The organism is Tessaracoccus lacteus, assembly GCF_029917005.1.
Lineage (GTDB): Bacteria > Actinomycetota > Actinomycetes > Propionibacteriales > Propionibacteriaceae > Arachnia > Arachnia lactea.
Window position 1 is genome coordinate 2,782,884 of record NZ_CP123967.1, and the last position, 12,166, is coordinate 2,795,049.

8 protein-coding genes are annotated in these 12,166 nt (G+C 71.7%); 4 read left to right on the plus strand and 4 right to left on the minus strand.

The annotated features are described in order from the left end of the window. Positions 1-333: 333 nt before the first annotated feature. Complete coding sequence (pheA, locus tag QH948_RS12955; protein WP_281144756.1) at positions 334-1,254, minus strand: prephenate dehydratase; 921 nt, start codon at positions 1,252-1,254, stop codon at positions 334-336. Positions 1,255-1,345: 91 nt separating this feature from the next. On the opposite strand from pheA, the gene QH948_RS12960 reads away from it, so the two are divergent. Continuing rightward, the gene (locus QH948_RS12960; RefSeq protein ID WP_281146205.1) at positions 1,346-2,623 is read left to right on the plus strand and encodes a S8 family serine peptidase; all 1,278 of its coding nucleotides are present in this window, start codon (positions 1,346-1,348) and stop codon (positions 2,621-2,623) included. Here the strand turns inward: QH948_RS12960 and eccCa are convergent, their stop codons facing one another. Continuing rightward, positions 2,624-6,763: a type VII secretion protein EccCa gene (gene eccCa / locus QH948_RS12965; RefSeq protein WP_281144757.1), complete on the minus strand. Its 4,140-nt coding sequence runs from the start codon at positions 6,761-6,763 to the stop codon at positions 2,624-2,626. Positions 6,764-6,906: 143 nt separating this feature from the next. Here eccCa and eccD point away from each other — a divergent pair, with 143 nt between their 5' ends. Further along, positions 6,907-8,331, plus strand: a complete 1,425-nt coding sequence (gene eccD, locus QH948_RS12970) for a type VII secretion integral membrane protein EccD (protein ID WP_281144758.1) — start codon at positions 6,907-6,909, stop codon at positions 8,329-8,331. Here eccD and QH948_RS12975 read toward each other — a convergent pair. Then, positions 8,328-8,981 (minus strand): hypothetical protein, encoded by a 654-nt coding sequence (locus QH948_RS12975; RefSeq protein WP_281144759.1) that lies wholly within the window; start codon positions 8,979-8,981, stop codon positions 8,328-8,330. The genes eccD and QH948_RS12975 overlap by 4 nt on opposite strands. After that, complete coding sequence (gene eccE, locus QH948_RS12980) at positions 8,978-10,156, minus strand: type VII secretion protein EccE (protein ID WP_281144760.1); 1,179 nt, start codon at positions 10,154-10,156, stop codon at positions 8,978-8,980. The genes QH948_RS12975 and eccE overlap by 4 nt, the downstream gene beginning before the upstream one ends. Positions 10,157-10,311: 155 nt before the next feature. Here eccE and eccB point away from each other — a divergent pair, with 155 nt between their 5' ends. Together eccB and QH948_RS12990 are read left to right on the plus strand one after the other, a co-directional pair. Beyond that, positions 10,312-11,709 carry a type VII secretion protein EccB gene (gene eccB / locus QH948_RS12985; RefSeq protein ID WP_281144761.1) on the plus strand — a complete coding sequence of 466 codons (1,398 nt, stop codon included), beginning with the start codon at positions 10,312-10,314 and terminating at the stop codon, positions 11,707-11,709. A gap of 143 nt (positions 11,710-11,852) precedes the next feature. After that, complete coding sequence (locus tag QH948_RS12990; protein ID WP_219082721.1) at positions 11,853-12,161, plus strand: WXG100 family type VII secretion target; 309 nt, start codon at positions 11,853-11,855, stop codon at positions 12,159-12,161. Positions 12,162-12,166: the final 5 nt, after the last annotated feature.

The following is a 12,166-nucleotide window of genomic DNA, read 5'->3' on the forward strand; positions in this document are numbered from 1 at the left end:
CGACCCGGTTCGTTGAGCCTGTCGAAACGCCCTGAGCGAAGCGAAGGGTCCCACCCCAGCCCCGCCTCGCTGCGCTCGGCGCCCTTCGACAGGCTCAGGGAACCGGGATCGGCTCGGGCACCTCGACAAGCCTGTGCTGAGCTTGTCGAAGTACTCGGCGACCCGGGTCGTTGAGCCTGTCGAAACGCCCTGAGCGAAGCGAAGGGTCCCACCCCGGCCCACGCCTCGCTTCGCTCGGCGCCCTTCGACAGGCCTGTGCTGAGCTTGTCGAAGTGCTCAGGGAACCGGGATCGGCTCAGGCCCTTCGACGAGGTGAGCGAGGCGAGGCGCCTCTCAATCCCTGGTGACGGTCTCGCGATCGAGGCCCTGGACCCAGGCCGAGGCCTCGTCGAACTCCGCATCGCTGAACCCGATGCCGATCGACGGGCGGACCTTGTCAGCGCGCGGGTAGGAGCCCAGGAAGTGCACCGTCGGGCAGATCCGGTGCAGCCCCTCGAGGGCCTCGGCCATGCGGCGATCGTGCGCGTGGCCCTCTGCGTCGATGGAGAAGCAGTACGAGCCGAGCGTGGTCTTGGTCGGGCGCGACTCGATCCGGCTCAGGTTCACGCCACGGACGGCGAACTGCTGCAGGATCTCGAGCAGGGCCCCGGAGTGGTCCTCGCGCATGTAGGCGACCAACGTCGTCTTGTCCGCCCCGGTGCGACCCGGCAGCGGTCCCGGCCGCCCGACGAGCACGAACCGCGTGACGGCGCCGGGGTTGTCCTCGATCTGGTAGGCCAGCTCCGTCAGGCCGTAGAGCCGGCCGGCGACGCGGGCGCTGACGGCCGCGTCGTAGTGGGAGTCCGGCCGGGAGACCTCGGCCGCGGCGCCCGCCGTCGAGCCGGCCTCGGTGATGTTCGCGTTCGGCAGGTGGGTTGCGAGCCACTCGCGACACTGGGCCGCCGCGTGGCCGTGCGTCAGCACCTGCCGGATGTCCTCGAGCCTCAGCTCCTCGCGTGCATACAGCCCAAACTCGACGGGTATGACGATCTCACCGATGATCGCGAGCGGGGAACCGGCGATGAGCTCGTCGAGGGTCGCGGACACCCCACCCTCGACCGAGTTCTCGATCGGCACGACGGCGGCCCGGACCTCACCCGTCCGCACCGCGTCGAGTGCTGCGCGGACGCTGGGGAACGCGATGGCCTCATCGTCGCTGACCGTCCGCAGCGCCTGGTGGGTGAAGGTCCCCTTGGGTCCGAAGTATCCGAGCACGCCCCCAGTCTGGCCCATCGGGCGCGCCCTCGCCCACGCCACCGCCGATCCGTCCACGACGCTCCCCCGCACCACTACCCTGGCTGCCGTGATGCGGTGGATGAGGTCGGGAGTGGTGGCGGCCGTCGCCGTGCTGCTCGCCTGCGCGCTGCCCGCAGCCCCGGCGCTGGCCGACGACGACCTCATCCCGCTCGACCAGGGGCTCTGCCGCACCGCACAGCCGACGGCTGCGGCCGACCTGGTCAACGCCTGGCAGCTGCAACGCCTCAACATGGACTCCGTGTGGGAGCTCGCGACGGGCCGGGGCGTGCGCGTCGCCGTGATCGACACCGGCGTCGCGTCCGACGACTCGGGCTACTGGTCCCGCACCCGCATCACGACCTACGACCTGCTCTCCGGGGAGGGCACCGACGACGACGGCCGCTACGACTGCGACCACGGCACCGCCGTCGCCTCCCTGCTGGCCGCCGGCCGCGCGGAGGACGGGTCAGCGGTCAACGAGGCCACCAACTTCGCGGGCATCGCGCCGGACGCGACGGTGCTCGCGTACCGGGCGCTGCGCTGGTCCACGCCGCAGGACGACCTCCCCGACGACGAGCAGGACGACCTCTCCGCGACGGTGCGCGCCGTCCGGCAGGCCATCGCAGACGGAGCCGACGTGATCAACCTGTCGCAGGTCGTCGGCGCATCCGCCCCGGGCCTCGCCGACTACCGTGCGGCGATCGCCGACGCCATCGAGGCCGGCATCGTCGTGGTCGCCGCGGCCGGCAATGCGGACCAGGCCGCGGCCATCGGCGGCGAGGCATATCCGGCGTCGCTCCCCGGCGTGATCTCCGTGGGGGCCTCGGACGCGGCCGACGCCGGTGACCAGCTGACCTACCCGAGCGACACGGTCGCGGTCGGCGCCCCGGGGCGCGCGCTGCTCGCGCTCGCGCCGTCGTCCGGCGATGACCCCTCCGACCAGGCCTTCACCGGCGACGCGACCGGCACGTCGTTCGCGACCGCGCTCGTCTCCGGTGTCGTCGCGCTGATGATCCAGTACGAGCGAGACGTGCACGGCGCGACGCTCACGCCGGCCGAGGTCCGCGCCCGGCTGATCGCCACCGCGGATCCGCCGGCCTCCAGCATGCCGGACCCGTTGATCGGCCACGGGATCGTCAACCCGCTGCGCGCTCTCACGGGGGCCACGCCCGCATCCCTCACGCCGGCCGAGCCGGGCGCGTCGGCGGAGGCCGTGATCACACCGGAACAGCGCGAGGACCGCACCCTTCCCATGGCCGCTCTGCTGGTGGCGGGCGGGGCACTGGCGCTTGTCCTGCTCGGCGTCGTGGCTGCGGTCACGATCCCCCGCGCGACCCGCCACGGCTGATCAGGCGCGCGGGGGCACCTTCGCGGTCTGGACGAGCCCCGTGAACGCCCGGGTGACGAGCGTGCCACGACCTGCGGGCATCGGCGCGCCCTTGACGTCGCCGTACAGGTTGCCCTCCTCGCGGTTGCCGCTCATCACGAGCGCCGGGTTGACCGACTCCTTCATGCGCGAGATCAGCGGGTCGCCGAACACCGCCCGTCCCGCGCCGCCGAACGAGCGGGCGAGGATGATGTGCAGTCCGATGTCGCCGGCCTGGTTGATCAGGTCTGCGAACACGGCCATCGGGTTGCCCGACGGGGCGGCGACCAGGTCGTAGTCGTCGACCACCAGGAACACCTCTGCGCCCGTCCACCAGGACCGGTCCCGCAGCTGCTGCTGCGTGACGTCGGGCCCCGGGAGGCGCGCGCGCACGGCCTCGGCCGTCTGCTGCAGCATCGGCGTCGCGGCCGCCGCGGACGGGTAGTAGCCGATCAGGTGCTCCGACTCGACCTCGCCGAGCAGCGACCGCCGGTAGTCGACGATCATGACCTTGGCCTCGCTGGCCGTGAACCGGGTGGTGATGCCCCGCAGGAACAGCCGCAGCAGGTTCGACTTGCCCGACTCGGGGCCGCCGATCGCCACCAGGTGCGGGTCGGCCATCGGGTCGAACCAGACCGGAGCGATCTCCAGCTCGTCGACGGCGAACGGGATCCGCCGGTCGGGGCCGGGAGCGATGGCCGGCAGCGCCGACAGCTCCAGGTCTTCGGGCAGCAGCCGGACCTCCGCGGCGCGTGGGCCCTTCCATGCCCCGTTGACGGCGGCGATGAAGTTGCGCTGGCCGGCGGACACGTCGTCGACCCCCGTGACGGAGTCGACCCGCGGCAGGCCGATGAGCGCGTGGAGTCCCCCGCCCGTCAGCCCGCGGCCGGGTCGCGCGACGGGCACGCCCGCTTGCGCGTGTCGGTCGATCGTCGAGTCGAACGGGTCGCCGAGCTTGAGCTCGATCCGCGACTGGAGCGCGTCGAGCGTCGCTGCGCGGATCTCGGAGGGCCTGGCCGCGGAGACGAACACGTGGATGCCGTAGCCGAGGCCGCCGTTCGCCAGCGCCTGCACCTGCGGCTCCAGGGTCTCGAACTCCGTCTTGAGGGTCGCCCATCCGTCGATCACCAGGAAGACGTCGGTCGGGAACCGGTCGGCAGGGACCGAGCCGTCGCGGCGCGCCTGGCGGTAGGTGGTCATCGAGTCGATGCCCAGGTCGGCGAACTGGCGCTCGCGGGCGGCGCGCAGCGACGTCAGCTCCGCGACAGTGCGCCGCACCCGGTCGACGTCGAGCCGGCCGGTCACCGCGCCGATGTGCGCGAGGCGCCGCATCGAGGTGAGAGCCCCGCCGCCGAAGTCGAGCACGTAGAAGCCGACCTCCTGCGGCGTGTGGGTCAGCGCGAGGCCCGCGATGGAGGCGCGCAGGGCCATCGACTTGCCCGACTGCGGCCCGCCGACCACCGCCAGGTTGCCGCCTGAACCGGAGAAATCGATCCACCACGGGTCGCGACGCTGCTGCCGCGGCCGGTCGATGATGCCGACCGGGGCGCGGAGCCTTCCCTGCCGCGAGGCGTCGGCAACCTGCAGTCCCCGTCCCTCGACGTCGGCGAGCCCGCCGAGCAGCTGGTCCATCGTCGGGGGCAGGTCCAGCGGCGGGAGCCACACCCTCCGGGCAGGACGCCCGTGCCCCCTGAGCCGGCCTACCGCGATACCCAGCAGCGTCTCCGCCTCGTCGTCCTTGGGTTCGTTGAGTTTGTCGAAACGCCCTGAGCCATCCGGGTCGTTGAGCTTGTCGAAACGCCCTGAGCTTGTCGAAGGGTCACCCCCGGCCACGTCAGACGCCTCGCTCCGCTCGGCGCCCCTCGACAAGCTCGGGGAACCGGAAGACAAGCTCGGGGAACCGGGAGACAAGCTCAACGACCCGGGGAGGTCGCTGGGAGGGGCCACGGGCGCGACATAGTCCGTGCCGAACTCGAGGACGGGCGGAATCCAGCCCCTCGCCAGGGGTGCGTCGAGGTCGTCGGCCCGCGGATCATCGCCGCGGCCGAGGGCCGACGGGTCGTGCCAGGGGCCGGAGACGTAGGCGGCCTTGAACCTCGTCAGGCCGGTGGTGTCGAACTTGAGGTAGCCGTTGCCCGGCGGGGTGGGCAGCTCGTAGGCGTCCGGGACTCCGATGACGGCGCGCGACTCCGACGGCGAGAAGGTCCGCAGCGCGATGCGGTAGGACAGGAACGTGTCGAGGCCACGCAGCCGGTTCTCCTCGAGGCGCTGCGACGCGAGCAACTGGTGGACGGCGATCGACCGGCCGACGCGCCCGATCTGCACGAAGAGGTCGATGAACTCGGGCCGGGCCGTCAGAAGCTCCGAGAACTCGTCGACGATGATGACAAGGCTCGGCATCGGCTCGAGGTCGGCGCCGGCCCTGCGGGCGGCCTCATAGTCATCGCGGTTCTTGAAGTTGCCCGCGGAGCGGAGCACCTCCATGCGCCGGTCGAGCTCGCCGCCGATCGCGTCGGACATCCGCTCGACGAGGCTCAGCTCGTCGGCCAGGTTGGTGATGACGGCGGAGACGTGCGGCAGGTCCTCCAACCCGAGGAACGTGGCGCCGCCCTTGAAGTCGACGAGGATGAAGTTGAGCTGCTCGGTGGAGTGCGTCATGGCGAGCCCGAGCACCAGCGTGCGCAGCAGCTCCGACTTGCCGGAGCCGGTGGCGCCGATGCAGATGCCGTGTGGACCCATGCCGCCCTGGGCCGACTCCTTGAGGTCGAGCTCGACGGGGCTGCCGTCATCGGCTGTGCCAATCGGGATGCGGAGCTGTTGGCGCAGCGGTCGGGGGCGCCAGGCGACGCGGGGGTCGAGCGTCAGCGGGTCGCCGGCGCCGAGCAGCGTCGGGAAGTCGCGGACGGGCTCGAGTCCGGAGTCGCCGGCCGCGACGTCGCCGTCCTGCGCGTCGGGAAGCCGGTAGGCGGCCATGGCGCGGGCCAGCATCTCGCAGTACACGGCGGGCACGCGGTCGGGTCGCCCGAACGGGGTGCGGGCGTGCGCCGCCTCCTTGGTGCTGCGGTGCAGGACGATCCCGTCGGGCGTGACCTCGAGCACCGCGGCCCCCGGCTCAAGAGTCCGCGGCACGTCCCGCTCGCCCGTGACGTCCAAGGTCACGACGTGTGTGGCCGGCGTCAGGAACTGCCGCGACGCGACGCCGGGAACCTGATCCGTGACGATCACGCGCAGTGATGGCTGCTCCTCCGCCCCCTGCGCCGAGACCGCGAGCTGCGACAGCTCGGTGGCGCCCGTGGCGAACATGCGCAGCGGGCCGAGGGCGTCGGCATCGACGGGGTGGCGGAGATGGGGCAGCCACTTGACCCACTCCCACGCGGCCTGCCGGCCGGGGGCCGCGGCGACCATCAGCGCGACGTCGCCCGGTGCATGCCAGGTGACAAGCTGCGCGACCATCGCGAACGCGACGCGCCGGCAGGCCTCCTCGTCGCCCACCAGCGAGACGGTGTGGAAGCCGCGCAGGTCGACGGCGAGCGGGACCGACGGGATCACGCGGTGGGTCCGGACAAAGCGGCGCAGGGCGCCGGTGGTGAGCGGCTCGAGGTCCTCGATGGGTTGCGCCTCCGGAGGGGTGATCCGGCGGGCGGACTGCTGGCCACCCACCGACAGCCGCACGGAGCCGAAGTCCTCGTCAGCCGGCCTTCGCTCCCACATCCGCGGGCCGCCGACGACAGTCCAGAGCGAGTCGGGCGCGGGGTGCCGGAACGCGACGCTGGCCCGCTGCTCGTCGGCCGTCTTCATGAAGGCCCGCCGGGTCTGGGCCAGGTAACGGAAGTAGTCGCGGCGGTTGGCGTCAAGCTGCGCGGACTGGTCGTCGTTCTGCCTGCCGGTCTGGGACAGCATCATCCCGATCATCGAGACGGCGTACAGGCCCCCGATCACGCCGCGCAGCGTCCCGGACCCGCCGAGCCCGCCACCCATGAACATCAGGCCCATCGCCAGGCCACCCGCCACCATGGGCAGCATCCGCAGCGCATTCCCGAAGGGCTTCGACGGGGAGGGAGGTGGGATCTCGGGCGGCGACTCCAGGAGGAGATCGCCCCGCGGCATCGGCGGCGGCGTCACCCGACCGGGTCGATGAAACGTGATGAGCCCCATCCGCACCACCCTTTCTGCTGGATGCCAAACGTATAGGAACCGGTGGCCGCCGATGCACGATGCGGATCGTGTCCACCGCACGCGCCGCCCGGGACGTTAGGGTTACCGACGTGAGTAGCACCGACGATCTGGCTCGCGTCACCATCATCTCCAGCAGCCGCCGGGTGGACCTGGCCCTGCCGGGCAGTGTGACGCTCGGTGAGCAGCTGCCCAGCATCCTGCGGTTCACCGGCATGGAGGCGAACTCGCCCACCGACGCGGTGCACACGTGGGTCCTACAGCGCCTGGGAGTCGACCCCTTCGACCTCTTCGTGCCGGTCTCCGAACTGCATCTGCGCGACGGTGAGACGCTCTACCTGCGGCACAGGGAGGACGCGATGCCGGACGCCGCGTTCGACGACGTCGTCGACGCCGTGGCCAGCGCGACCACCACCCGCCCGTCGTGGGCGGCGCGCCACTCACAGCGCCTCGCTCTCGCCGTCACGATGTGCCTCCTCATCGGACTCCCGTTGCTGGTGCTGCTGGCCCAACCCGCCGTCGACCCCGACCTGGCCCGTGTCGACCCGTCGGTGCGGATCCCGTTCATCCTGGCGGTCGCGGCAGCCGGGTTCCTGGGCTTCGCCGCCTGCATCGGTGCCGTCGCGCTGGCACGAGCGGCGCGGGCGACCCAGACCGCGACGGCACTTGCGTGGTCGAGCTGCGCGCTGGCCGGAATCGCGGGCTGGTTCGTCGCCGAGCCTTTCGCCGACGTGGTCCCACTGGCGGTGCGCGTGATCCTTGCGGCGTCGTTGATCCTGGTGGCCGCCACGGCCTGCGCCCTGGGCGCGCGGGTCAGCGTCATGGCCCTGTGCGCGGTGGCCCTGACCGCGGTCCTCGTCGTCATCACGGCCGCGGCGATGCTGCTGTGGCCCGGGCATGACGTCGCCGTCGCGGCCATCACCATGACCGCCATGGCGTTCGTGACGACCGCGCTGCCCTCGCTCAGCTACCGGGTGGCCGGCATCGCGCTGCCCAACCTGCCCGTGACGACCGAGGCGATGCTGGCCGACGAGACGCCCGTGCAGCCGGACATCGTCGGCCGGGCGATCCTGGCCGACAAGCTGTTGGCGGCACTGCTCGCCGCGGCGTCCGCGACGGCCGTGCTGGCGAGCCTGCTCGTGCTGACGCAGTCGTCGCTCTGGTCGACTCTGCTGGTGGTCTGCATCGCCGTGGCCTTCCTGCTGCGCGCGAGGGCCTTCGTCGGTTTCAGTCAGCGGCTCTCACTGCTGCTCGGCGGCGGCGTGACGCTGGCGACGGCCCTCCTCGCGGTGGGCATTGCGGCTGCGGGGTCGCTGACGGGGATGGGCGTGGTGCTGCTGCTCTGCCTGGCGTTGACCTACGGGTTCGCGCACTACTCGGCCGCCACGTACAGCCGGATCCTGTCGCCGTCGTGGGGGCGCTGGGGCGATGTGCTGGAGTGGGTCGCGATCATCGGCATCGTGCCCTGCCTGCTCGGGGTGATGAACCTCTACACGTACTTCGGGACGCTGTTCTAGCCGCCGAACAGCAGCCGGTACTCCTCGGCGGACGGGACCACGGTCACGGTCGCCACGCGCCGAAACGTTGCCATCGCGACCTCGGAGGCGCCGATGTCGGCGGCGGTTCTCACCTGCCCGGACGTCAACGCGTAGGCGCGGCGCAACTGTTCCGCCGCGCGCGACTCCAGCGGTGCGATCAGGGCACCGTCGCTGGCCCGGAGCATCGCGACGGCGGCCGAGGCTCCGGGGTCGCCGACCGCGAGCACCGACTGCCACGCCCCCAGGCGCCGGGTGGCGGGGACGGCCTCCACCTCGTCGACGATGAGGCTCGGCCGGTAGGGACGCCCGCGTCCGGGCAGGGCATCGGCGTCGTGCAGCACGTCGACGGTGCCGCCCGCCGCGCGGACCGCGTCCGCCAGCGTCAGCCACCGCCGATGGTCGGCGGCGATGACGGACAGGTGCGCACCGAGGCACACCGCACGAAACGCGATGAGCCACGTCTGGAACTCAGGCAGCGCGACGAAGATACGGGTCGGTTGCGGCCTGAACAGGCTGAGCGTCATCGGCTGACCCGTGGGGCCGACGCCCAGCAGAAGTCCCGACGGGCCGGTCGACATGCGCCGCACCGTCCCCGGCGTCACCTGGTCCGTGAACGTGATCTCAGTCATCGCAGCTCATTTCGTCCGAGCGGCACGGTGGCGACGAGACCGGGCACCTGGACCCCGCCCGGCCGCCCCGTCCGCAGACCGGTGTGAAGCCCGGCCGCCAGCGCGTCGCCAGCGCGGGCCGCCTCGTCACGGTCGGGGGCGACGAGCCGGAGCGCGCCGCGTGGGCGATCACCCGGCGTGATGGTCAGAGAGGTGACGACGGCCATGGCCGGCAGCCCGGCCGACACGTCCAGCAGTTGCTGGTAGGCGGCGCTCGGGTCGACCGTCAGCCCCTCGACCGCGCGGGACTGGTGCACGAGCCCGTCCCCCACCCAGACGTCCCAGGCCTCGCGGCTGCGCGGCGAGGCACCCGCGTCGTCGGCGAGGGTGGTGAGCGCAAGGGCCTCGGCGATGCCGTCGGTATCCAGCGGGCGCGTCGCTACGCCACCACGCTTGAGGAGCGCCTGGGCGCGGTGCAGCCCGAACCGGAGGGTCGCGAACACGCCGACCTCCCCGGAGCCTCGACGCTCGACGGCTTCGAGACAGAGCCGGGGGTCGAGCCTCAGCGCGATCCAGGTTCTCCGGACTGCGGGCGGCGTCGCGTCCGCGACGATCCCCCGGTAGGCGTCCAGCGCCGGCGAACCCGCCGGCAGCATGGCGCCCGATGGCGCGGGGACGGTGAATGTGACGACCTGGATGCCGGCGAAAAGGACATCGTCCTGGCTGGTCAGGGCCGCGAGGCCAGCGAGATCGAGCAGCGCCCCGCCGTCGGCGAAGAGAGCATCATCCGCGGTCACCTCCAACACGCCGGTCCAGGCACCGCCGTCAGCGACCACGCCGATCTCGGTGTCGTGCGCATCACGGATCTGCGTGAGCGCGAGCCGCGGGAGCCACTGGGTCAGCGGCACCAGCTCCGGTGCCTGCCCCGGGGCCACGACGACCAGTCGCTTCCGACGTCGGAAGGCGCGCCGGATACGGAGCGAGGCCGGCAGCGTACGCCCGTTGACCGGCAGGCTCAACACCAGCGCGACCAGCAGCACCGCGCCCGCCGCGACGATCGACCACCATCGTCCCTGCCCGACGAGAACCACAAGGGCCACGGCCACGACCTGCCAGGCCACGACCATCAGCCTGAGCCGTGCGGCCCCGGCCCGCCGCGGGGTTCTCGAGCGTGCGGCATGGGTGCTGAGCAGCATCCGCCCTCCGTCCTGGGGTCGGCGCCCGGCCGGCGCCACATCGGGCCCACTCTAGGAGTTCCGCGGGGCAGGCGTCGACGGTTCCGGCTGAGGCGGCACGGGCGCCCGTCCGACGGCTAGAGTGTCGCCGAACCGCACCCGAGACCAGGATGGCCATGGCGACGCGCAAGGACCTGCTGAAGGCTCAGTCCTTCACGTCGCGCCGCATGATCGCGGCGTTCGTCGACCGCGACCCCGACAACCCGACCCCTCCGCTGCGTCGCGTGGGCGTTGCGACGTTCGTCTCGGTCCTCCTCGGCGTGGTGCTGCTCGCCGGCACGGCGCTGTTCGGGATGCTCCGCGGCAGCCTGACCACCGACGACTGGACCAGCGAGGACAACGTCATCCTGTCCGACACCACCTCAGGCATGCTCTTCGTCTACCGCGACAACCTGCTGTACCCGATGGCCGACGTCGCCTCCGCCCGGCTGCTGGCCGGCGGATCCGAGGCGACCGGAACGCCGCGGGTCATCGAGGTGACGACCGAGGCGCTGCGCGGCATCGCGCAGCAGCCCGAGGTCGGCATCGAAGGCGCCCCCCGTCAGCTTCCCGCTGTCGCCGATCTCGAGTCCTACCCGGTGCGGCTGTGCTCGACGGCGCCGTCGGGCCGGGGCCGCTACCTCACGCTCGAGTTCGGCTCGGACCAGGGCGGCACCCGCGACTTCGCGTTCGTCGCGAGAGCCTCCGACAAGACCGAGTACCTCGTGGCCGGTGGCCGCACGCATGAACTGTTCAGCCGACCCGGCGAGTCGTCAGGCCTTGCGCAGAACCTGCCGGTCGTCGAGCCGGGCGACTCCTGGATCACCGCACTGCCCACGGGCCAGCCGATCAACCCGATCGAGATCAACGGCTACGGCGAGCCCGCCCACAACAGCCCCCGCGGTCTCCGCGTCGGGCAGATGGCTGTCGTCGCCGGCACCGACAGCGCACCGTCGCGCTACTACGTGCAACTCGACACCGGTCTCGCCGCCATCGCCTACCTCGACATGAAGCTCGTCCAGCAGCAGCAGGGCGACGACTCCCCGCCCGTGGAGATCAGCGACGCAGAGCTGGCCCCCTTCAAGGACCCGGACGTCGAGTCGGTGTCCTCCGACGACATCCCGATGTTCGAGTTGGAGGGCCCGACCGGCTACAACTCGCTCGAGGACGCATCCGTCTGCGCCGTCTTCTCGGGCGACGACCCGTCACGCGCCTCCTTGAGCGTCGGCCAGACAACGCCGGACATTCCGGCCACCCAGGGACGCCCCAGCGAGGCCTACGTGGATGTCGTCTCCATCCCGACGCTGGGCGGCGCGCTCATGCGCAACTCGGAGTCCCTCGGCGACGACGGCGCAGCCACCCTCTTGCTGGACGGCCGCTCGTACGGCATCCCCACGATGGCCGCCCGCCGCGCGCTCGGGTACGGCGGTGTCACGCCGACGTCGGTGCCGTCCGGCCTGCTGAAACTGCTGCCGCCGGCCCTGCCCGCGGGGGTCTCGTTGGACGTGAGCTTCGTCACGGGCGTCGGCGAGTGACACGACTCTGACCGGCTAGGTACGGCTACTTGTTTCCCTGGAACAGGGGTGGCGGGTGACCCTGAACCGTTCTAATCTCGTGCCCGAGGCGGGGCCTAGGTGCACCCGACATTCATCAGACGACCGTCGAAGGGACAGCGAGAATGGCAGACAAGTCCGTAGACCGGGCAGCGATGCAGAAGGCATCGCAGCAGATCGAGGCAAAGCACCAGCAGATCCATCAGCTGCAGACCCGCCTTCAGGGCCAGATGACCGACCTGTCCTCCCGCTGGCATGGAAACGCCTCCACGACGTTCCAGCAGGGCTACCGCCAGTTCGACACGGAGTTCGAGAAGGTCAAGCAGGGCCTGGACAAGATCCACACCTCGCTCGTCGAGACTCTCCGCGAATACGGCCAGCGCGAGGACGAGAACCAGGCCACCGCAAACCAGATCGCCGGCCTCATCGGCTGACCGGC

Excerpts from the sequence above, each read along its gene's own strand:
- QH948_RS12975 (WP_281144759.1), bottom strand. The coding sequence starts at position 8,981 with ATGACTGAGATCACGTTCACGGACCAGGTGACGCCGGGGACGGTGCGG.
- eccE (WP_281144760.1), bottom strand. The coding sequence starts at position 10,156 with ATGCTGCTCAGCACCCATGCCGCACGCTCGAGAACCCCGCGGCGGGCC.
- eccB (WP_281144761.1), top strand. The coding sequence starts at position 10,312 with ATGGCGACGCGCAAGGACCTGCTGAAGGCTCAGTCCTTCACGTCGCGC.
- QH948_RS12990 (WP_219082721.1), top strand. The coding sequence starts at position 11,853 with ATGGCAGACAAGTCCGTAGACCGGGCAGCGATGCAGAAGGCATCGCAG.
- QH948_RS12960 (WP_281146205.1), top strand. The coding sequence starts at position 1,346 with ATGCGGTGGATGAGGTCGGGAGTGGTGGCGGCCGTCGCCGTGCTGCTC.